The 22,109-nt window shown below is 59.6% G+C and carries 17 protein-coding genes and 1 pseudogene; 5 read left to right on the plus strand and 13 right to left on the minus strand.

The genetic code is table 11. The features are described from left to right. Positions 1–16: 16 nt before the first annotated feature. Positions 17–895 (minus strand): DUF4123 domain-containing protein, encoded by an 879-nt coding sequence (locus ACQRAX_RS16470; protein ID WP_412038788.1) that lies wholly within the window; start codon positions 893–895, stop codon positions 17–19. Then, positions 892–2,907 carry a type VI secretion system tip protein VgrG gene (locus tag ACQRAX_RS16475; RefSeq protein ID WP_412038787.1) on the minus strand — a complete coding sequence of 672 codons (2,016 nt, stop codon included), beginning with the start codon at positions 2,905–2,907 and terminating at the stop codon, positions 892–894. Before ACQRAX_RS16475 ends, ACQRAX_RS16470 begins: the two co-directional genes overlap by 4 nt. A 511-nt stretch (positions 2,908–3,418) precedes the next feature. On the opposite strand from ACQRAX_RS16475, the gene leuA reads away from it, so the two are divergent. From leuA to ACQRAX_RS16495, 4 genes are all read left to right on the plus strand, one after another. Continuing rightward, positions 3,419–5,092: a 2-isopropylmalate synthase gene (gene leuA, locus ACQRAX_RS16480; RefSeq protein WP_412038786.1), complete on the plus strand. Its 1,674-nt coding sequence runs from the start codon at positions 3,419–3,421 to the stop codon at positions 5,090–5,092. A gap of 124 nt (positions 5,093–5,216) precedes the next feature. After that, positions 5,217–6,356 (plus strand): merozoite surface protein 3b, encoded by a 1,140-nt coding sequence (locus ACQRAX_RS16485; RefSeq protein ID WP_412038785.1) that lies wholly within the window; start codon positions 5,217–5,219, stop codon positions 6,354–6,356. Continuing rightward, a complete protein-coding gene (locus ACQRAX_RS16490) occupies positions 6,356–7,795 on the plus strand; it encodes a DUF6384 family protein (protein ID WP_412038784.1) in 1,440 nt (479 codons plus the stop codon). The genes ACQRAX_RS16485 and ACQRAX_RS16490 overlap by 1 nt, the downstream gene beginning before the upstream one ends. A 4-nt stretch (positions 7,796–7,799) precedes the next feature. Continuing rightward, positions 7,800–9,143, plus strand: coding sequence for a hypothetical protein (locus tag ACQRAX_RS16495; RefSeq protein ID WP_412038783.1), 1,344 nt, complete (start codon positions 7,800–7,802; stop codon positions 9,141–9,143). A 71-nt stretch (positions 9,144–9,214) separates the two neighbouring features. Here ACQRAX_RS16495 and ACQRAX_RS16500 read toward each other — a convergent pair whose 3' ends face one another. The 3 genes from ACQRAX_RS16500 to zwf are packed head-to-tail and all read right to left on the minus strand — an operon-like array spanning position 9,215 to position 12,076. Next, positions 9,215–9,889 (minus strand): bifunctional 4-hydroxy-2-oxoglutarate aldolase/2-dehydro-3-deoxy-phosphogluconate aldolase, encoded by a 675-nt coding sequence (locus ACQRAX_RS16500; protein ID WP_412038782.1) that lies wholly within the window; start codon positions 9,887–9,889, stop codon positions 9,215–9,217. A 17-nt stretch (positions 9,890–9,906) separates the two neighbouring features. Beyond that, on the minus strand, positions 9,907–10,620 hold the full coding sequence (gene pgl / locus ACQRAX_RS16505; protein WP_412038781.1) for a 6-phosphogluconolactonase: 714 nt from the start codon (positions 10,618–10,620) through the stop codon (positions 9,907–9,909). Continuing rightward, on the minus strand, positions 10,607–12,076 hold the full coding sequence (gene zwf, locus ACQRAX_RS16510) for a glucose-6-phosphate dehydrogenase (RefSeq protein WP_412038780.1): 1,470 nt from the start codon (positions 12,074–12,076) through the stop codon (positions 10,607–10,609). The genes pgl and zwf overlap by 14 nt, the downstream gene beginning before the upstream one ends. 213 nt (positions 12,077–12,289) lie before the next feature. Between zwf and hexR the strand changes: the two genes are divergently transcribed. Beyond that, positions 12,290–13,150 carry a DNA-binding transcriptional regulator HexR gene (gene hexR, locus ACQRAX_RS16515; RefSeq protein WP_174242320.1) on the plus strand — a complete coding sequence of 287 codons (861 nt, stop codon included), beginning with the start codon at positions 12,290–12,292 and terminating at the stop codon, positions 13,148–13,150. Here hexR and ACQRAX_RS16520 read toward each other — a convergent pair. The 8 genes and pseudogenes from ACQRAX_RS16520 to ACQRAX_RS16555 all read right to left on the minus strand — a co-directional run bounded on the left by ACQRAX_RS16520 (position 13,143) and on the right by ACQRAX_RS16555 (position 22,084). Continuing rightward, a complete protein-coding gene (locus tag ACQRAX_RS16520; protein ID WP_412038779.1) occupies positions 13,143–13,997 on the minus strand; it encodes a D-hexose-6-phosphate mutarotase in 855 nt (284 codons plus the stop codon). The genes hexR and ACQRAX_RS16520 overlap by 8 nt on opposite strands. 80 nt (positions 13,998–14,077) lie before the next feature. Then, positions 14,078–15,352 (minus strand): annotated as a pseudogene (locus ACQRAX_RS16525) (carbohydrate porin); the annotation flags it as partial. 126 nt (positions 15,353–15,478) lie between these two features. Then, complete coding sequence (locus ACQRAX_RS16530; protein WP_412038778.1) at positions 15,479–16,636, minus strand: ABC transporter ATP-binding protein; 1,158 nt, start codon at positions 16,634–16,636, stop codon at positions 15,479–15,481. Positions 16,637–16,642: 6 nt separating this feature from the next. Then, complete coding sequence (locus tag ACQRAX_RS16535; protein ID WP_412038777.1) at positions 16,643–17,488, minus strand: carbohydrate ABC transporter permease; 846 nt, start codon at positions 17,486–17,488, stop codon at positions 16,643–16,645. Next, positions 17,481–18,389, minus strand: coding sequence for a carbohydrate ABC transporter permease (locus tag ACQRAX_RS16540; protein WP_412038776.1), 909 nt, complete (start codon positions 18,387–18,389; stop codon positions 17,481–17,483). Before ACQRAX_RS16540 ends, ACQRAX_RS16535 begins: the two co-directional genes overlap by 8 nt. A gap of 139 nt (positions 18,390–18,528) precedes the next feature. Continuing rightward, positions 18,529–19,785, minus strand: a complete 1,257-nt coding sequence (locus ACQRAX_RS16545; protein WP_412038775.1) for an ABC transporter substrate-binding protein — start codon at positions 19,783–19,785, stop codon at positions 18,529–18,531. 144 nt (positions 19,786–19,929) lie between these two features. Next, complete coding sequence (locus tag ACQRAX_RS16550; protein ID WP_412038799.1) at positions 19,930–21,324, minus strand: ATP-binding protein; 1,395 nt, start codon at positions 21,322–21,324, stop codon at positions 19,930–19,932. Between the two features lie 43 nt (positions 21,325–21,367). Next, positions 21,368–22,084 carry a response regulator gene (locus tag ACQRAX_RS16555; RefSeq protein ID WP_412038774.1) on the minus strand — a complete coding sequence of 239 codons (717 nt, stop codon included), beginning with the start codon at positions 22,082–22,084 and terminating at the stop codon, positions 21,368–21,370. Positions 22,085–22,109 lie beyond the last annotated feature (25 nt).

Here is a 22,109-nt window from a genome sequence, read left to right on the forward strand (position 1 = left end):
GTCGCGGGCTTGTTCATCACACGTCCTTGTTCACGTCGAGGTGCAGGCAAGCGTTGTCCATGTGCTGGATACGCAGCTCTGGTGCGAGTTTGAGGGCATCAGGGGTACGCGCCAGCCAGCGCTGATAGGGCGCATCAGGGTTATTGGTGAATCCATCCCCCCAGCGCAGACTGCATTCAACCCAAATCGCCAGGCTGCGTTCGCTGCAAAGCCCCCAGGCCTGGCCCTCATCGAGACGGTCATCAAACCACTGGGATAACTGGCTTCTATCGATACGTGCCAGATGCTGGGGATGACTGTGCTCAAAGCGATGGTGCAGCCGTTCCATGAACCGCCAGCGTGCGGCCTGATTCAGCGCATTTATCTGCGCTTCGCCCAACTGAGCGTCCCCCTCCACCCACTCGGGTGGCGGCGCTGTCCGAGTGAATGTGCGCCACTCGGGGGGCTGATCAATCGCCCAGGCGTGGGAATTTTGCGGGAGGTGCCAGGAGTGAATCGGGCCAAGCACTGCATCCCGGTGCTCACCTTGATAGCTGTTTAGCCAGTAACGCGTCACCAGTGGGTCGGCAAAACGCAACAACCCCTTGCTGCCACGTACATCGGAGGGCGCAATGAAGCGGCGCAAATGATCAGCAACGACGATGATCGGCGCGGGGCTGTATAAAAGGCTGGCATCCGCCTGCTGGGCGGATCTTTGCCATGTAGCCTGAATCAGGTCGGATGAGCCTTGAACCGCTACCAATATAGGACCAAGCTCTTTGAGCGCCATCCAGCGGGTTCCCTGGTACAGTGGTTCGATCTCAATCGGCTCTGCGAGCGCGTAAAGACTTGCCAGGGCATTGGCGCGCAAGACACCATCGATCAGTAGGTAATTGGCTTGGGGGACGCTACTCACTGGGCATGTCCCTCCGCAGTCTGCTCACAGATTTCACACCATGGCTCAACCCGCATCAGTGCCTTCGCCTGCGACGAATCCTCCAGCGGCGGCGGGGTCGATAATCCTTCGAGCAAGCCAGGCAACGCCGGGGCCGCTGCGGTTCCCGCGAGAGGCGCACCACCGATTTGAATTTCGCTACTGCTGAAAATGCCGCCAGGGCCGATGACGATGTGCTGACCACCACCTTTCAAGCTGAGGCTGACGCCGGCATCGACGATCACTTGCCTTCCTGCCTTCAAGTGCACTTGCTGGCCCGCTTCAACTACTAGCGTTTGCCCCACTCGGGTATGACTGCTGCTGGCGACCTGCAAGTTGTCGTTGGACTTGAGTTCAACCTTGCGGTCCGCGCTCACGGTGCACTGGTCTTCAGCTTCCAGCACCGCGATGCTGTTGCCCTTGATGGTTTCCCGGCGCTCGTTACCGACTTCCACGCGACTATCGTTTTCGATCTTCTGCTCCAGGTCGCGCTGGGCGCGCAGGTAAATCAACTCCTGGCCTTTGCGATCTTCAATCGACAGTTCGTTGTAGCCACCGCTGTCTGGCGTGCTGCGGCTGCGCAGTACGGTTTTGGTTTTGTTCGCCGGTAACGGGTAGGGCAGCGATGTGTGCTTGTTGGGCACACAACCGGTAATCAATGGCTGGTCGGGGTCGCCTTCCAGGTAGGTCACCAGCACTTCCATACCGATGCGTGGGAGGGTTACTGCGCCAAAACCCTCGCCAGCCCAGCTCGACGCTACCCGTAACCAGCAACTGCTCTTATCGCTGTTGAGCTCGGCACGGTCCCAGTGAAATTCGACTTTGACCCGGCCATATTCATCGCAATAAATTTCCTCGCCTTCAGGCCCGGTGACCCGCGCCGTCTGGCTGACCAGCGCGGCGTTGCGGGTGACCCGCGGCGGCCGATAGAACACGTCCCAGGGGATGGCGCTGAAGCTGTTGCGGTAGCCCTGAGTGAAACCGTCGCCAGGCTGGACGTCGCTGTTGACCGACTCTTCAAGCACCTGCGGCTGTTTGCCTTCGTGGGTGACGCTGAGCAATAACCACAAGTCGTTGCAGTCTTTACGCGGGTGTTCAGTCAGTTCGACGAAGTGGCCACTGCGCAGAAACGGCTGGTCGCTTTGGCCTTCGGCCAACTGGTAGTCGCAGCGGTGCCGCTCCAGGGCATGGCGGGCGCGTTGCGTGGCGAGTTTTTCCGCTTCGATCAGCGTTGGGTAGCGGTAGTCTTCGAGTGCTGGACTGAACTCGGCAGTGAGCTGATTTTCCAGCAACAGGCTTGGCCGCTGGAAGTCATAACCGCGGTGCGTGACCGTGCTGGTACGGGTGCTGAAGCGTCGCGAGAACTGGCTGATGACCGGGTGCTCGGCCACCAGACCACTGCTTTGCTGATACGGCGTGGCGCCGAGCTTGGGGAAAAAGGTCTGATCGTCGGTGAAGACCAGTACGTGGCCATCCGGGCTGTGTTGGTGATGCCAGGCAATCCCGTCTTCACTGCACAACCTCTGGATCAGTTCGTAGTCGTTTTCAAAATATTGAGTGCAGTATTCGCGTTCAGGGCTGGTGCGGACATGAAAAACAAAGGCATCGGCCTGAATCCCATGGCCCTGGAGCACCTGGGCAACGATCTGCGGCACTGTCAGTTGCTGGAAAATCCGCTGGTTATGGCTGAACTGCAAGTAGTGCAGCGCGGGCACCAGGGTCAGTTGATAGCGGGTCAGGCGTCTGCCAGGTTCGCCGACCAGGACATCTTCGATATGCCCGTGAATGCCTTCGCCCTGCAGGCCAAAGCGCAGGAACGCCGGTTGACCAAGCAGACTTTCCAGATCGAAGTCAGGGTATTCGCTGACCAGTTCAACCTTGATTGCATACAGGCAACTGAGGGTTTCAGTACCGTCAAACGCCAGTACTTTGAAATCGTTGCGAACCGTGGGGATCAGTAACTCGAACTGCACGCTATGGGCCGACGCGAACATACGTTTGTCCTTAAACGGGTGAGAAAACAACGCGGTGCCCAAGTCACATCGTGCTATGAGCTGGCGTAAACACCCGGAAAAGCTACCAAGCGTGACAAAAAAATGATGTCAGACGCTTCCGAAAATACATCTGCATTTACAGACTATTGATTGGTGGCTCATAAAAACCCCGCCCCCACCGCGAACCTGGTTTTGCAGGCGCACCGAATTTCTCAAGTGACGAGCAACACGCAAATATCTCTGAGTTTTCAGTCAATATCCGCCATAAAATTTCGAACAGTGCTTGTTTTTAAGCATTTCTATCAATTTTCTCGCAAGGCTTGCCATCTTTAACCCCACTGGTTAAGTTGAAGCCATGAAAACCTTTCAGACCCTCATCCTGCTTCGTCAACATCGCAGCCTCTGCCTGGTCAGTGCACGACTACCAAGCTGAATCGCGACGCCTCGCCTTTTCATCTCGTTTTCGTTCGGCAGGCCACCTTTCCAGGCCGCACATTCAAGGATTGCTTTCATGACCATGCTCAAAGACCCTTCGAAAAAATACAGTGCCTTCGCTACCGTCAACTTGCCTGACCGTACCTGGCCATCGAAGACCATCACTCAAGCACCGATCTGGTGCAGTTCCGACCTGCGTGATGGCAACCAGTCGTTGATCGAGCCCATGGATGCGGCGAAGAAACTGCGCTTCTGGAAGACCCTGGTCAGCGTTGGCGTGAAAGAAATCGAAGCCTCCTTCCCTTCGGCTTCGCAAACCGATTTCGATTTCGTCCGCACCCTGATCGAAGACGGCCACATTCCTGACGACACCACCATCCAGGTGCTGACCCAGGCCCGTGAAGACTTGATCGCCCGTACCTTCGAGTCCCTGCGCGGCGCGAAAAAGGCCATCGTCCACCTGTACAACGCCACCAGCCCGTCGTTCCGCCGCATCGTCTTCAACCAGGACAAGCAAGGCGTGAAAGACATCGCGGTGAACGCGGCCAAGCTGTTCGTCAAATACGCCGCCCAGCAGCCAGACACCCAGTGGACCTTCCAGTACTCGCCAGAAACCTTCAGCGCCACCGAACTGGCGTTCGCCAAAGAAGTCTGTGATGCGGTGATCGAGGTGTGGAACCCGACCCCGGACAACAAAATCATCCTCAACCTGCCGGCCACCGTCGAGGTGTCGACGCCGAATATCTACGCCGACCAGATCGAGTGGTTCGGGCGCAATGTATCGCGCCGCGACAGCGTGATCATCAGCCTGCACACCCACAACGACCGCGGTACTGGCGTGGCCGCCACCGAGCTGGGCCTGATGGCCGGCGCCGACCGTGTCGAAGGCTGCCTGTTCGGCAACGGCGAGCGTACCGGCAACGTCGACTTGGTGACTCTGGCGCTGAACCTCTACACCCAGGGCGTCAACCCTGAGCTGGACTTCTCCGACATCGATGGCGTGCGCAAAGTGGTTGAGGAGTGCAACCAGATTCCAGTGCATCCACGTCATCCATATGTCGGCGACCTGGTTCACACCGCCTTCTCGGGTTCGCACCAGGACGCTATCCGCAAGGGCTTCACCCAGCAGAAAGAAGACGCCAAGTGGGAAGTGCCGTACTTGCCGATCGACCCGGCCGACATTGGCCGCAGCTACGAGGCGGTGATCCGCGTCAACAGCCAGTCGGGCAAAGGCGGTATTACTTACCTGCTCGAACAGGAATACGGCATCAGCTTGCCACGTCGTATGCAGATCGAGTTCAGCCAGGTGGTCCAGGGTGAAACCGACCGTCTGGGCCTGGAGATGACTGCCCAGCAGATCTACAACTTGCTGCACCGCGAGTACTTGCAGGCCAACGCCCCGTACGCACTGGTCAGCCATCGCCTGCAGGAAGAGAACGGCAACAGCAAGGTTGAAGTGGAAGTCTCCAGCGAAGGCGAGACCACCCTGCACTGGCGCGGCAAGGGCAATGGCGCCCTCGAAGCCCTGGTGGCTGGCCTGCCGGTTGCCGTGGAGATCATGGACTACAACGAGCACGCCATCGGCGCCGGCACCAACGCCAAGGCTGCGGCCTACATCGAACTGCGTGTGGCCGGTGGTCGTCCGGTGCATGGTGTGGGTATCGATGAAAACATCACCACCGCCAGCTTCAAGGCGCTGTTCAGTGCGCTGAACCGCTCACTGAGCCAGCAGGCAGCCAAGGCGGCCTGAAACCTCGCTATTGGTTGTTGAAGAATGCCCGCTTCTTTCGATAGAGGCGGGCATTTTCTTTTTCGCCCTCGGTATACTGCCCCGCTGTTACCTCGTGCACCGACACATCCAGTAAGGACACTCGATGAGCAACTACCTCGAACGCGCAATGACCAACCTGCGCACTATTGGCATCAACCTGCTTGGCCCTGCTCAGGATGCGCCGGTATTGGTCCTGCTCGACCGTGTGGCGCACTATGACCCGACCCGAGTCACCGCCATCGCCACCGTCCTGCAACAGGCCACCGCCTTCAACAGCATGGTCCGCGAACAGATCGAAGGCATGGACATCTCCACGCGTTTCATGGACATCACCCAACGCTTCACCTCGATCCGTGAAGACGCCGCAGCCATGGCCGGGTGGATAGATGACGGCCAGTTGGACACCGTGGAAAAACTCAAGCTGGCGTGGATGAACATGCGCCGAGGCTCAATCCCCAGCCGTTTCAACGATATCCGCGACAACTACTTGCAGGTGTGCAAGGCGGCCAACGACCAGATCAGCCGCGAGAACGTGATTCTGGAGTCCTACATGGACTTTCGCATGGCCATAAAGGCAGCTGAAGTCCAGGCTCAAGAAGTCCTGGCCCTGGCCGGCAAGGCACTGGAGCAGCGCACGCAAGCGCTGGGCGATGCCAATGACAACGTCGTTGCCGCCGAGACCGCTGAACCTGCCCAGCTTGCCGCCCTCGAGTTGCGTCGCGACGAAGCCGTGCGAGCCCTGCAGGACGAAGACAAGCGCCACCAGATCGTCAAGGACATCGCCGACGACCTGAAGGTGGGCTACAACACCGCCGAAATGGTCTTTGCCCGAATCAACCAGGTGCATGTGGTCAAGGAGCGCCAATACCAGCGCATGGTGTCGTTCTTCTCCACCAATGAAGTGGTGCTGACTGGGCTTGCCGTATCGTTCACCAGCAACAGCGGCCTGGCCGAAGCCACCCATACCCTCAATGCAACCACCGACGGTATCAGCAAGGGCCTGGAAGCGCTGGGAAGCACCGGCAATCAGCAACTCGAAGCGGCGGTAAAGGCCAGCTACGGTTCAACGATCAAAATTGATTCGGTACGCGCACTGGCCGACGCCACACTGTCGTTCCAGACCGACATGAACAGCCTGACCGAGACTTACCGGGCAGAATCGAGCAATGCCTCCCGCGACATCGCCGAGGCCGTCGAGGACGCCAAGCGCAAGTTTGCAGCATTACTTAGCAAAGCCGCTTGATGAACGCTATTACACTCTCCGAACAGCTCGGAGCGATGGCGCTTGTCGATGAACTGCGCCACCAGCAGATGCAGGCCCAGGAACACCTGAACCTGCCCAAACGTCGTGAGCAAGTGGCGGCGCGTATTCGTGACTATTACCAGCGCCACAACATCGCTTTCGATGAGGCCTTGATCGACCAAGGCGTGCGTGAATTTTTCGCCCGCCGCCTGGTCTTCGAAGCACCTGTGCTGGGCTGGCGCCAACGGCTGCTGAGCAAAGCGTCAATGGCGCGCAGCCAGCTGTACAAACTGACCCTGGCGATCATCGCGGCGGCGCTGGTCACCCAGTGCACCCGTATCGTGCATGACAGCAGCATCACCGTCGATATAGAAAATAGCGCCCACGACCTGCGGCGCCACGACGATCGGCTGCGTAGCGAAATCCAGCTCCAGCACAACAAGCTCAAGCAGTTGCAAAATCAGCTACTGACGCAACCCGATGTCGCCGTCAGCCGTATTCTCGAGCGTGTCGAGCAGACATTGCCGCCACTGGATCAAACCGTTGCCAGTGATCTACCGCAGTTCGTCCACAAAGCCAACCGGGATAACGTCAAGGCTCTGATCGAAAAGCGCGAGGCACAACTCAAGCAGGTCAGCGCTGCGCTGCGCTCAAACAATGACGGCTTCGCAACCGTCGCGGGCATTTACGAGCAGCGCGACGAACTCGCACGGCTATTGGCCCTGCCGACCTATCAGGACGGCATCAAGCAGTTTGCCAAACTCAAGGAACTTGCCACCTCGGCCGACCAGCACCTGCTGCAAGTCAAGGATAAGGACACACTCGAAGCGGCCAGCCGGCAGGTCGGCGAACTGGGTTATCAAATTCATCAGAGCGCCATCTGGCTCGAACAGATAGCCTTGCGCGATCAGTTGCTGCAGCGTCTCAAGGCGATACCCTTGGCCACTGGCGAGCGCGCGCAATTACACGCATTGCTCGCTCATGCCAACAACAGCCTGGACGCCCAGAACCTCGGCCAGACCCGCGCTCAACTCCAGCAGCTGAAGCGCTTACTCGACTTTGCCGCCGTAGCACTGACCCTTCAGGTCGTGGACCGTAGCGGGACCAAGTCCGGTGTCGAGCGTTGCTACGATGCCGCAGGCTGCAATCGCGGCGAGGCCGGTGACAAGGGCAAGAGCTGGTTCCTGGTGGTCGAGGCTACCGACCCAGGTGGCATCAGGACAGAAGTGCCGGTCACCAGCGCCGAAACCGGCGAGCAACGCTGGACCCGTGTCTTCGCTGTGCGCGTCAGCCAGGCTGAGTACCTCAAGGTCAAGCAGGACAAGCTCGACGACGGCCATGTCGATGAACGGATGATGGGCAGTAAGGCTGCCAACTCGCTGAGCCTGAACTTCAACCAGCGCACCACGAGCAGCCCCGACATGATCATGGATTGGTAAACACATGACCCCCACTACCCTCATCAGCAGCGTGGCGCAGAATGCCCGCAGCAGCGAGGCCTTGCTGCGTAACGCCGAGCAACGGCTGTCTGCCCTGAGTAATCAGGAAGCACGCCTGGAACAGGATATCCTCACGCGCTTGAGCAACATTGCCACCCTCAAACTCGAACATAGACCGGCCCTCGACCAGGATACTCTGCTGCAATTGCAGGCGCGCCGGGATGCCGAAATCCAACTGCGCGCCGAACTGGCCCGGATCGAAACGGATATCGCCACCTCGCTGGCCAACCAGCAGTCGTTGCGCACGCGCATCGCCAGCGTCGACCGCCAGGTGAAAGACCACCTTGAACTGCAACCCGCCTGGTGCGAACTGGGCGAACAGTTGCTGGCCGCGCAACTAGCCAACCGCGAAGAGATCACCGGCTATGCCGAAATCCGCCAGGAGTGTGTCGACAAGCTGCTGTCATACAGCGCCAACCCGATTTACTACTACTTGCGCAAACGCGACTACGGCACCGACCAGTACCGCTACAACCGCCTGCACCGCTGGTTGGACAACACACTGGCCAAGCGCGTGAACTTTCAGGCCAATCGCAACAACGAACTGATGCTGCTCAGCATGCAGACCCGCAACGAGGAACTGCAAGGCGAACGCCTGGCCTTGATTGCCACCTTGCAGGCCGATAGCGTCCAACGTCTGGCCTTGGCTCGAACGGCTGCCGGCATGGACCCACTGACAAGCGAAGACTCAGCACTGAACACGCACATTGTCGCGGCCAAGGATCGGGCCAACGGGCAGCACCAGCAACTGGCCGATTTTGCCGGCAAGCAGGACCCGCACTACCTGCGTATTCGTCAGAACATCACCGAGCGCCTGCAGGCGCAGACGATTGAACAGCTGCTGCTCGAGGTGCAGAAGACCCCAGACAGCAACGACGACAAGATCGCAACCCAGCTCCAGGAGCTATACCCGCGCCTGCGAGATGTGCAGGCGCAGTTGCCTGACCTGCACAACCAGCACGAACGTGCCCTGGGCGACTACGAGCGAGCCAAGGAACTGGAGCGAGCGCTGCGCACCGACTACTACCGCGACAGCGATTACAGCTACCACACCCATTTGCGTTTCGAGCGCCTGATGACCGACTACATGAGCCGCGACCTCAGCTTGCACGCACTGGAAACCCTGCTGCAAAGTGGCCGACGCCGGGTGCCACGCAGTTCGTCGTCCAGCGGCTCGGCGTCGAGCAGTTGGTCGAGTTCCGGCGCCAGCGGTTCAAGCTCAAGCAGCGGCTTTTCCACCTCCAGTACCAGCGGCGGCGGCAGTTTCAGCACCACCGACAGTTTCTGAACGGCGAAAAAAAACGGTGCGCCGACCAAGCGCACCGTAAAACCGTGTAGCACACAACGATTCAGTTAAATTCAGTCCAGCAGTGCCAATGCCTCGGCACTGCAATCGCTAATCCGCGACCACTCGCCATGCTTGATCCAGCCACTGTCGAGCATCCAGGTGCCGCCGACGCACATGACATTAGGCAGTGCCATGTAGCTACGCACGTTGCTCGGGTTGACCCCGCCAGTGGGGCAGAAACGCACATCGCCAAACGGCCCGCCGAAGGCCTTGATGGCTGCCACGCCGCCACTGATTTCCGCAGGGAACAGCTTGAAGCGACGGTAGCCAAGGGCGTAACCCATCATCAGCTCCGAGGGTGTGCTGATTCCCGGCAGCAATGGCAGCTCACTTTGTACGCCTGCCTCCAGAATGTCTGGGGTGATGCCTGGCGTCACCACAAACTGCGCGCCAGCCGCTTCTACAGCAGCGAACATCTTGCGATCCAGTACGGTGCCAGCACCGACGCACAACTCCGGCCGTTGCTCACGCAACACCTGAATAGCTTTCAGGCCATGCTGCGAACGCAGGGTCACTTCCAGAGTCTTGATACCGCCGGCAGCCAAGGCGTCGGCCAGCGGCAGGATGTCTTCTTCACGGGCGATGGTGATCACCGGCAGAATGCGCGCCTGGGTGCAGATCTGATCGATCCGGGCAACTTTGTCGGCCATGGAAACTCCCGGCTGTTTCAGTTCATGCGTGGTCATAACGGCGGATCCTTGGCTCATGGGCACCAGTAAATATCCAGAGGGTCTTGTAAGAAGGCGCGAATCGGCATCTCGGTTAAGTCATCACCCGCCAGCGCGGCGCGAAGGGTAGCGAGTTTGCCCGGGCCTTGCACGGACAAGGCGGTGAAACCGGCACGGGCCAGCAAGGCACGGGTCATGCTCAGGCGCTGATGCGGCACCGTCGGCGCCAGCATCGGCAAACAACGACGCGGGCTCTGCGGATCAAGGCCTTCGCTGAGGTTCGGGCTGTTAGGGAACAGCGAAGCTGTGTGACCGTCGTCGCCCATGCCCAACACCAGCACATCGATGCCTGGCAGTTCGGCCAGGACCTGATCAGTTTCAAGCGCAGCGGCTTCAAGGCTGGCGGCAGCGCGGTAAAGGCCAAGGAACTGCGCCTTGGCGGCATTGCCGGTCAACAGATGGCGCTTGAGCAAACCAGCATTGCTGTCGGCATGCTCGACCGGCACCCAGCGCTCGTCGGCCAAGGTAACCAGTACCTTTGACCAGTCCAGCGACTGCTGGATCAGCGCCTGAAAAAACGCCACCGGGCTGCGCCCACCGGAGACCACCAAAACGGCTTGGCCCTTCTGCGCTATGGCTGCATTCAAGTGCCCCGCTACATCGCTGGCCAAGCCTTCGGCCAACTGCGCGGCTGCGTTGAAGTCATGTGCCGTCACATTAGTCGGCAGTTGAAGTTCAGATATCGCCATACCAAGACCTCCCATCACGGGTAATCAATGCAATCGAGCTCATTGGCCCCCACGACCCCGCGGCATAGGGTTTGGGCGCATCGCCGCTGTGCTTCCAGCCGGCGATCAGTTGATCGCACCACTTCCACGCGTATTCAATTTCGTCTTTACGCACAAACAGGTTCTGATTGCCGCGCATCACTTCCAGCAACAAACGCTCATAGGCATCGGGAATCCGCGCGCTGCGCCAGGTGTCGGAGAAATTCAGTTGCAACGGCCCGCTGCGCAGTTGCATGCCCTTGTCCAGGCCCTGCTCCTTGGTCATCACCCGCAAAGAGATGCCTTCGTCCGGCTGCAAACGGATGATCAGTTTGTTGCCGATCTGCAAACGCTGCTCCGGGGCGAAGATGTAGTGCGGGGTTTCCTTGAAGTGGATGACGATCTGCGAAAGTTTTTGCGGCATGCGCTTGCCGGTACGCAGATAGAACGGCACACCTGCCCAACGCCAGTTGCGGATATCGGCACGCAGGGCGACAAAGGTTTCGGTGTCGCTTTGGGCGTTGGCGTTGTCTTCTTCCAGGTAACCCGGCACCGACTTGCCTTCGCTATAGCCGGCGATGTACTGGCCACGCACCACGCAGGTGCTCAGGCCTTCGCCGGTGATCGGCGCCAGGGCCTTGAGAACCTTGACCTTCTCGTCGCGAATGCTGTCGGCGGAGAGGTCACTGGGCGGATCCATAGCAATCAGGCAGAGCAACTGCAACAGGTGGTTCTGGATCATGTCGCGCAGCTGCCCGGCCTTGTCGAAGTAGCCCCACCGCCCTTCGATGCCGACCTTCTCGGCCACGGTGATCTCCACGTGGGAAATGGAGTTCTGGTTCCACTGGGTTTCGAACAGGCTGTTGGCAAAGCGCAGGGCAATCAGGTTCTGGACGGTTTCTTTGCCCAGGTAATGGTCGATGCGATAGACACGGTTTTCCGGGAAGTACTGCGCTACGGCATCGTTGACCCGACGCGAAGAGTCCAGGTCATGGCCGATGGGTTTTTCCAGGACCACGCGGGTACGCGCGCTGAGCCCGACCTTGTCGAGGTTCTCGCAAATACCGCCATAGACCGCGGCCGGAGTCGCGAAGTAGGCGATCAGTTGGCTGTCATCAGCGACCTGTTGCGCCAGGGCCTGGTAGTCCTCAACCTTGAGGAAGTCGACATGGATATAGTTCAGACGCGCCAGAAAGCGCTGCAATACCAACGGCTCGATCTGCCCGGACGGGACAAACGCCTGCAGGTGCGCCTCGATCGATGCCAGGTGGTCATCCGCACTGCCAGGCTCCCGCGCCAGCGCCAGTACCCGCGTATCGGCGTGCAGCAGGTCAGCGCGGTCGAGCTGGTAAAGCGCTGGAAACAGCTTGCGCAAGGCCAGGTCGCCGAGGGCGCCAAACAGGGCAAAGGTGCAAGGTTCAACGCTGATCGATGCCATGATGTTGGTTCTTTTATCAAGTTGACGTAGAAATACCGGTTTCAATCGCAGTTTTCAAGGAATAATGTAGTAAAAACCACAACATTCTACCCAGTGGATAGATTCAAGTGGTGTGCCATCCATGCCATCAGTACGATAGGCCACCGTGCCAAAAGCCCCCTGCCCTCGGCAGGGCGCTGCCTCATCGACCCAAGGACAAATCCCATGGACCGCGTGCGAAACCTCCTGGAGCAGATCCAGGGCCGCCTCGAAGAGCTAAACAAGGCTGAGCGCAAAGTCGCCGAAGTCATCCTGCTCAACCCTCAGCAAGCCACCCGTTTCAGCATTGCCGCCCTGGCCCAGGCCGCCAAAGTCAGCGAACCAACGGTGAACCGCTTCTGCCGCTCGTTCGGCGTCAGTGGTTACCCCGAGCTCAAGCTGCAACTGGCGCAGAGCCTGGCCAGTGGCGCGGCTTACGTCAGCCGGGCAGTGGAAGCCGATGATGATCCGGCGTCCTACACCCAGAAGATCTTTGGCAGTGCCATCGCCTCGTTGGACAGTGCCTGCCAGCAACTCGATCCGCAGCTGATCAGCCGCGCTGTCGACATGCTGATCCAGGCCCGACAGATCCACTTTTTCGGCCTCGGCGCCTCAGCACCGGTGGCGCTCGACGCGCAACACAAATTCTTTCGCTTCAACCTCGCCGTGTCCGCCCATGCCGATGTGCTGATGCAGCGCATGCTGGCTTCGGTGGCCCATACCGGCGAACTGTTCGTGATCATTTCCTACACCGGGCGCACCCGTGAGTTGGTCGAAGTCGCACGCCTGGCCCGGGAGAACGGTGCCTCGGTCCTTGGCCTGACCGCCGCCGATTCGCCCCTGGCCAAAGCCAGCAGCCTGAGCCTGAACATTCCCCTGCCCGAAGACACCGACATTTATATGCCGATGACTTCACGGATTATCCAGCTGACCGTACTCGACGTACTGGCCACCGGGATGACGCTGCGCCGTGGCGTGGACTTCCAGCCACACCTGCGCAAGATCAAGGAAAGCCTCAACGCCAGCCGCTACCCGATCGACGACGAACTCAACTGAGCATCTGTGCCTGCAAGCGCAGGTGAGCCTGTTCACCCGGGGCCAGGCTCAAGCTGTCACTGCTACCACTGGCCGCCTCGACACAGACGAAACCCAGGTTTTCACTGCTGCTGACGCCCATCAAGGGGCGACTGCCCGGATGCCAGACGATGGTGTCCTCGCTACCACCGGTATCGATGCTCAATTGTCGTTGCCAGGCCGGATCGTGCAGTTGCACGGTCGCCGCATTGGGGAACACCCGCTGACAGCCGCCGTGGACCTTCAAGGCGCCTTTCTGGCGACAGGCCTGACGGTTCAAACGGTCGTAACCCTCAATGTTTTCTAGCCCAGATAGCGCTATCTCAGAAACGTCACTAATACGCCAGTAAGCCAGCAGAGCATGACTCAGCTGACAAGGTTGACTGTCCTGATGTTCGGTACTGAGTTGCAACTCCATGCGCTTGCCCAACCTCGCCAACAGGTCGACCTGCCAGTCGCACAGTTGCAAACGCCATTCGAGCGTCACGCCCTCTTCGTCTTCACTGCTGTCGATCAGTTTCCAGTCGAGCAAACGCGCCCAGCCGTGCGCTGGCCACATGTCTTCGCTGGGGTGGCGACCGTACCAGGGCCAGCACACCGGCACACCGCCACGAATGGCGCCAACCTGCGGCCACTGCGCAGCGCACCACAACCAGGGCCGGTCGCCGGTGGGCTGAAAGTGCAACAGCTGCGCACCCTGCCTGCTGAATACGGCCTGGCACTGGGGGTGATCGATGATCAGCACATCACGCTGCTGATAACGCTCCCACTCGAAGGTCGGTCGCGGCCTCTGCGAGGTGAAGAAGCGTTGTAGCGGGTGCTCGGGCATAACCTGGGACTCTTGTTGTTAGTTAGGGTCTCATCGCGGGCCAAGCCCGCGACAAGCTCGTAAATTTACAACATATTGCCTCAGAACGACGACTGAATCTTCAAGCCAGCGACCAGCGCGTTGTCCACTTCGTCCACCCCACCGGGGTGGGTGATGTACTGTAGGTTCGGACGAACAGTCAGCCAGTTGGTCACGTGGAAACCGTAGTTGAGCTCGTAGTTGTATTCGGTAGTGCGCAGTGGCGAGAACAACGGATCTTCGTAATTGCCCACACCGTTGGCGGCATTGAGCAACTCGGCGTTTTTCTTCACGTCGTCGTTGACATGGATACGGGCAAAACCAATGCCGATGTCATCCTTCGGACGCGCATCGAACGGGCCTTTGTAGACAAACATCAACGACTGGTAGTTGTCGATGAAGTTGGTGTCTTTGTCATGGAAGGTGGCGTTTGCCGCGATGTTCAGGCCACGGCTGGCATCGCCGTTATGGCGGGTGAGTTGCTGTTGCGCGACAAACCAGTAGCCATGCTTGCTGTCATGCACGCGATAACTGTTACCCGTGGTCGCCGCATCCTGACCGTTGTCATCCTCACGCACATCATCGGCGTCGGCCGTACTCTTGTAGTAACCCACACGGTATTCGCCCGGCAGGCTGTTGATTTTCGGTGACCAGACCAGCTCGACCGGCAAAACGGTACCGGCGGTACCACTGCCGCTGAGCTTGAAGCCGTTGCCGTGCTCCAGCTGCGAGGGGTTCTGGTTGTACGCCCCGACTTGCGCAAAGAGCTCATCGTTGATGTTGTACTTGAAGCGGATCGCCGCCTGACTGACCGGCCAGTTGTACCAGATGTTAGTGGCCCAGTTACCCACCTGGGAGCCACAGAACGCCAGGTTCTGGAAATCGCACGGGAAGGTGTTGAAGTCTTCGCCTTCGCCGAAGTAACCGGCCTTGATGTCGAGTTTGTTGTCGAAGAACTGATGCTGAATCCACAGCTGGGTCAGACGCACCATATGCCCCCGGCCGTAGACTTCCTGCGATGAGCTCAGAGTGCCGGCACGCGGGTCGCCAATGCGGTCATTGGAAATGTTCTCGCCGTTACGGTTGGTCAGCTGAATCTTGGCCTGGGTGTTGGCCCAGCCCAGCAGTTTTTGCAGATCCAGCGCGGCCCCCAGGCCGAACTGGTCGCTGTAGCGTGCAGTCTTGTCATCGTTGAAGCCACCATCGAGGTTTGCGCCAACTTCACCAACGTAGTCGATTTTGATGTCGACGCCCTTCTCCAGCAGTTCGGTACGGGTACCGCCCCAGTCGCCGGTCATCCATTGCGACTCCGGGGCAAAGGCATCGGCAGCCTGCGCCCCGCAGTTGACCCCGAGGGCCACCAGCAGACTCAGCGGAACCAGTGGCTTGATGCGTTTTAAGTGATCCATCCCTTGTGTCCTCGTTTTATTGTTCTTGATGGGCGTGTACGACTTACAACGAATTCAGCGACCCTTGAATTTCGCGATATTGTCCTGGCCGGCCTGCGGCGCTGTGACATTGACGCCCAGACGCTCGCCGCTGACGGCATCGAACAACAGCACCCGTGCCGGATCGAGTTGCAGGTTCAGGGTGTCGCCCACCTGGGTCGCCACATCCGGCGCCAGACGGCAGCAGACCTTGGTCTGGTTAAGGGTGATGAACACCAACAGGTCCGGCCCTGTCGGCTCGGTAATCTGCACCTCGGCGCGAATGCTCGGCAGGCCATTGGCCTGCGCCGGGGCCAGGGCAATCTGTTCTGGTCGAATGCCGAGGATCACTTCACGTTCCTCCAGCCCGTCATCACTCATGCCCAAGGGTAGTTCGCAACGAGCCTGGCCACTGTCGAGCAGCGCCTGCAGGCGCCCGTCCTTGCGCTGCAGGCGCAGCGGAATGAAGTTCATCGGTGGCGAGCCGATGAAGCTGGCAACAAACAGGTTGGCCGGGTCGTTGTAGATCTGCTGCGGCGTACCGAACTGCTGGATCAGGCCATCCTTCATCACCGCCACCTTATCGCCCAAGGTCATGGCCTCGATCTGGTCATGGGTGACGTACACCGTGGTGGTCTTCAGGCGCTGGTGCATCAGTTTGATTTCGGTGCGCATCTCCACCCGCAGCTTGGCATCGAGGTTAGACAGCGGCTCATCGAACAGGTAGATCTTCGGTCGCCGCGCCAGCGCCCGGCCCATGGCCACACGCTGCTGCTGGCCACCGGACAGCTGGCCCGGCTTACGCGTCAGCAGGTGCTCGATCTGCAGCAGCTTGGCCACCCGCGCCACTTCCTCATCGATTGCCGCTGCGGGCATTTTGCGCATCTTCAGGCCGAAGGCGATGTTGTCGCGCACGTTCATGGTCGGGTACAGCGCGTAGGACTGAAAGACCATGGCAATGTCGCGATCCTTGGGGCTCATGCCACTGATGTCGGCATCGTCCACCAGGATCGCCCCGCCGCTGATCTGTTCGAGGCCGGCGATACAGTTCATCAGGGTCGACTTACCGCAGCCGGAAGGCCCGACCAGAATCAGGAACTCCCCGGCGTCGATCGACAAATCGATATGTTTTAAGGTATCCGGCAGACCACTGCCGTAGCACTTGTTGACGTTGCGCAGTTCAAGCGTTGCCATGTTCTCTCACCCCTTGACCGCGCCGGCTGTAAGCCCGCGCAGGAAATACTTGCCAGCCAGTACGTAGACCAACAGGGTCGGTAAGCCGGCGATCATCGCCGCCGCCATGTCGACGTTGTATTCCTTGACCCCGGTGCTGGTGTTGACCAGGTTGTTCAGGGCCACGGTGATCGGTTGTGCGTCACCGCTGGCGAATACCACACCGAAGAGGAAGTCGTTCCAGATCTGGGTGAATTGCCAGATCAGGCAGACCATGATGATCGGCACCGACATCGGCAGCAGAATACGCCCGAAGATGGTGAAGAACCCTGCCCCGTCCAGCCGTGCCGCGCGCACTAAGGCATCCGGTACGCTGCAGTAGTAGTTGCGGAAAAACAGCGTGGTGAAGGCCAGGCCGTAGACGATGTGCATCAGCACCAGGCCGGTGGTGGTACTGGCCAGGCCCAACTTGCCCAAGGTGAAGGAGGCTGGCAGCAGCACGGTCTGGAACGGCAGGAAACAGCCGAACAGCAGCAGGCCGAAGAACAATTGCGAACCGCGAAAACGCCACATCGACAGCACGTAGCCGTTCAAGGCACCGAGCAGGGTCGAGATCACCACCGCCGGAAGAGTGATCTTCACCGAGTTCCAGAAGTAGCCACCGACCGTGTCCCAGGCTTTGATCCAGCCAATGCCAGTGATCACTTCCGGCCAGCTCAACAAGTTACCGGTGCGGATGTCGTCGGGCGATTTGAAGCTGGTCAGCAGCATCACAATCAGCGGAATCAGGTACAGCGCGCAGGCCAGCAACAGCGTGGCATAGACGGCAATACGGCTGAAGTTGAACCGACGCGAAACCAGGGAGCTAGTCATGGCGTTTGTTCCTCAGTTCCGAATACAGGTAAGGCACCAGGATCGAAAGGATCGCACCGAGCATCAGGATCGCACTGGCTGACCCCATACCCATCTGTCCGCGACTGAAGGTAAAGGAGTACATGAACATCGCTGGCAGGTCCGAGGCATAGCCCGGGCCACCGGCGGTCATCGCCGCGACCAGATCGAAGCTCTTGATCGCGATATGGGCGAGGATCATCAGGGCGCTGAAGAACACCGGGCGCAGGCTTGGCAGCACTATGCGCAGGTAGATGCTCGGCAAACTGGCACCGTCCACTTGCGCTGCGCGAATGATTGACTGGTCAACGCTACGCAGCCCCGCCAGAAACAGCGCCATGACAAAACCCGAGGCTTGCCATACCGCGGCAATGACCAAGCAGTAGACAACCCGGTCAGGGTCGACCAGCCAGTCCAGGCGAAAGCCTTCCCAGCCCCAGTCGCGGAGCATCTTGTCCAGCCCCAGCCCAGGGTTGAGCAGCCATTTCCAGGCGGTGCCGGTGACGATCATCGACAGCGCCATGGGGTACAGGTACACCGTGCGAATAAAGCCTTCGCGACGGATACGCTGGTCGAGCAGTACTGCCAGCAGCACACCAATCACCAGGCTGATGGCGATGAACAGGCCACCGAACAGCAGCAGGTTCTTGCTCGCGACCCACCAGCGGTCGTTTTCCATTAGCCGTGCATATTGCGCCAGGCCCACCCATTTGTAGCTGGGCATGAAGCTTGAGTTGGTGAAGGACAGGATGAAGGTCCAGAGGATATAACCGTAAAAGCCCACCAGGACGATCAGCATGCTGGGCGCCAGCACCAACTTGGGCAGCCAGCGTTGCAAGGCATCGACGGGCGAGGCCTTGTTGAGGGTGGCAACAGTGTTCATCAGTTTGATCTCGATTGGAGGGCGGCGCTATGCACCGCATCGCTGGCAAGGCCAGCGCCTACAGGATTGGTGCATGCTGTTCCCTGTAGGAGCCGGCCTTGCCGGCGATGCGGCCCCCACAGCGTCAGTGCCTAGCCCATCACTTGGCCGACTTGATCGCCGAATTCAGCTGTTTGACCGCCGTCGCGGGATCCGCTTTCGGGTCGTTGAAGAAGTTGCTGACCACGTCAAAGATCGCCCCCTGTACCGCCAGGCTCGTGGCCATGTTGTGGGCCATGCTTGGTTGCAGACCGTCACCTTTTTCGGCTTCTTTGAAGTCCACCGAGGACTTCTGTGTGCAAGCGTCGAACTGGCTCATGTCCATGTCCTGACGTACCGGCAGCGAGCCTTTGTTCTGGTTGAATACGGTTTGGAACTGCGGCTCCAGGGCAACCTTGGCGAGGTCATTCTGAGCCTTGATGTCGTCTTCATTCTTGAGCTTGAACATCGCCAGCGAGTCAATGTTGTAGGCAAAACTGCCCTGGGTGCCGGGGAAGGCCACGCACTGATAGTCCTTGCCGGCGACCTTGCCCGCGGCGGTCCATTCGCTCTTGGCCCAATCGCCCATGATCTGCATGCCAGCCTTGCCGTTGATAACTTCGGCAGCAGCGATGTTCCAGTCACGCCCGGCGCGATTAGGGTCCATATAGGTGCCCAGGCGCTGCAGGGTGTTGAATACCTCGACCATCTGCGTACCGGTCAGGGTCGCTTCATCCAGCTCGACAAAAGCTTTGTGATAACCATCAGGCCCGAAGATGCTCAGCACCAGGTCTTCGAACACCGTGCTGTCCTGCCAAGGCTGACCACCGTGGGCAAGCGCAGTGAAGCCGGCAGCCTTGAGTTTATCGGCGGCGACGAACAGCTCATCAAGGGTGGTCGGCACCGTGGCTCCAGCCTTTTCAAACACCTGCGGATTGATCCACAGCCAATTGACTCGGTGGATGTTCACCGGTACCGCAACGTAATGGCCGTCGTACTTCATGATTTCGGCCACTTTCTTTGGCAGCAGCGCATCCCAGTTGTTGGCCTTGGCGACATCGTCGAGCTCAGTGAGCAGCCCCAAGGCCCCCCATTCCTGAATGTCTGGCCCCTTGATCTGCGCCGCGCCTGGCGGGTTGCCGGCGACGGCGCGGCTCTTGAGTACGGTCATCGCAGCAGCGCCACCACCACCGGCGACGGCATTGTCTTTCCAGGTAAAGCCGTCTTTCTCGACCTGCTCCTTGAGGGTCTTCACCGCAGCGGCTTCACCGCCGGAGGTCCACCAATGGGTCACTTCGACCGTACCGGCAGCCACTGCACTGAGGGGCAAAAGACAGGTGAGGGAAATAACAGTGGCGAGGCGATTGATCGCATTCATGGGGCGGGACCTTTTCTTGTTGTTATGCAGGTGCAAGTCGTGCTGCTTGCGCTTGCATTGGAGTCTAACCAGCCGCTTGAGGCGCAGAGGTAACGAAGCGACGCGCGAATGTCACCAACCCGTGACATTCCTCTGCACAGCACGTCAGTCGCTACTGCGCGGCAAGCTCAAGGTCACGCGCAATCCGCCATCACGCAGGTTGCGCAAGCTCAGCTCACCACCATGGCTGTGGGCAATATTGCGCGCGATCCCCAGGCCCAGGCCGTAGCCCTGTTGCTGACCAGCCAGGCGAAAGTGCGGCTCGAATACCTGTTCCAGACGTTGCGCGGGTACTCCCGGCCCCTCATCATCGACCTGCAGGACGAACCCGCTCTCACTGTCGAGAATCCGCAAGTGCGCACGCTCGCCGTATTTCAAGGCATTGTCGATCAGGTTGCCCATGCACCGGCGCAGCGCCAGCGGCTTGCCAAGGTAGGGCGCCAGTGCCCTGCCCTGCAGCGTTACCCGGCCACTGGCCAGATACGGCTCGATCAGGCAATCGAGCGCATGGTTGAGATCGACAGGTTCGATGTTTTCGTGGATGTCGGTGTCTTTGACACACTGCAGCGCGCCTTTGACCAGCATCTCCAGCTCGTCCAGGTCACGACTGAACTTGGCCTGTTGCTGCTCGTCCTCAAGTAATTCGACGCGCAAGCGCAGGCGCGTGATCGGCGTTCGCAAGTCATGGGAAATGGCACTGAACAACTGACTACGCTCGATCAGGTAGCGGCTGATGCGCTCGCGCATGGCATTGAACGCTCGCCCTACTTCAACCACCTCACTGCCGCCACCTTCCACCACCGGTTCGACATCTGCACCCAGTGACATCTCCCGTGCTGCCCGCGCCAGACGCTTGAGCGGGCGACTTTGCCAGTGCACCAGCAAACCTATGAACAGCAGCAAGAAGAAGCTGGTCAAGCCGATGAACCACACCTGTTGCCGCGGCAGGCCTTCGTCTTCAAGGCTAGTGTAGGGTTCGGGCATCAGCGAGGCGATATACAACCATTCGCCTTCGCCCAAACGAATCTGCGTGACCAGCACCGGTGGATTGACCGGTTCCAGGGTCAGTGCGTAATGCGCCCAGGATCGTGGCAGCTCATCGAGCTTCAGGCCGCTGTTGAAAATCCGCAGGTCCTGCGGGCTGACAAACTCGACGGAGATATCCATCTGCGCCCCCAGACGTTGACGCAGCACCTCGTCCACCGCGCTGATTACCGCACGCTTGCGCGGCGTTACCGTCATCACCTGCATATCCAGTGGCTTGTCGTTCAGCGAAACGACGAAACGGGTGCCACCCATGCTGCGCAACTGATCGAGGACCATCGGTCGGTAGGCCAGCGGCAAGGAACGGAAGTAACTGACGCTGGCACTCATCGAGTGAGCCAGGCTACGGGCACTGGCGACCAGCCCTTCCATCTGGCTGGCGCGCAGCTGCGACAACCAGATCAAGCTCGACAAGCCCTGGGCCAACAGCACTACCAGCAGGGTCAACAGCAGCATGCGCCCGAGCAGCGAACGCGGCAGCGACAGGCCCCAGCGTCGGTCAGTGCGCGGGCGCAACGCTGGCCGCCAACAGGTAACCACTGCCGCGCACGGTACGGATCAACCGTGGCGGCTTTTGCGTGTCACGCAGGCGCTGACGCAGGCGACTGACCGCCATATCCACGATACGGTCCAGGGGCATTGGCTCACGGCCACGGGTGGCGTTGCCGATGGTGTCGCGGTCGAGAATCTGCTGCGGATGATCGAGAAACAGTTTGAGCAAGGCAAAGTCGGCGCCCGATAGAATCACCTCCTCACCGTCTCGATGAAACAAACGATGGCTGATGGTATCCAGGCGCCAGTCGTCGAACGTCAGTACATCGCCGCCGTTGCGTTCCTGAGCGAAGCCGGCGCGGCGCAGCAGGGCCTTGATCCGCGCCTGCAATTCGCGTGGGCTGAAAGGTTTGCCCAGGTAATCATCAGCACCCAGCTCCAGGCCGATGACTCGGTCCGCCTCATCGGAACTGGCGGTGAGCATGATGATTGGCACCTGGGCCAGGCGCGAATGCTGGCGCACCCAACGGCAGAGGCTGAAGCCGTCTTCATCGGGCAGCATGACGTCGAGAATCACCAGGTTGCAATCACTGCCATCCAGGGCTTGGCGAAAGCCTTGGCCGTCGGCAACCGCTTGCACACTGAAACCGGCGCGACTCAGGTAGGTTTGCAACAGTTCACGAATATCCTGGTCATCGTCGACCAGCAGTATCGACTTGCTCACAACATGCTTCCTTGTACAGTGGGCG

It is taken from the genome of Pseudomonas sp. UM16, assembly GCF_050312595.1.
GTDB lineage: Bacteria > Pseudomonadota > Gammaproteobacteria > Pseudomonadales > Pseudomonadaceae > Aquipseudomonas.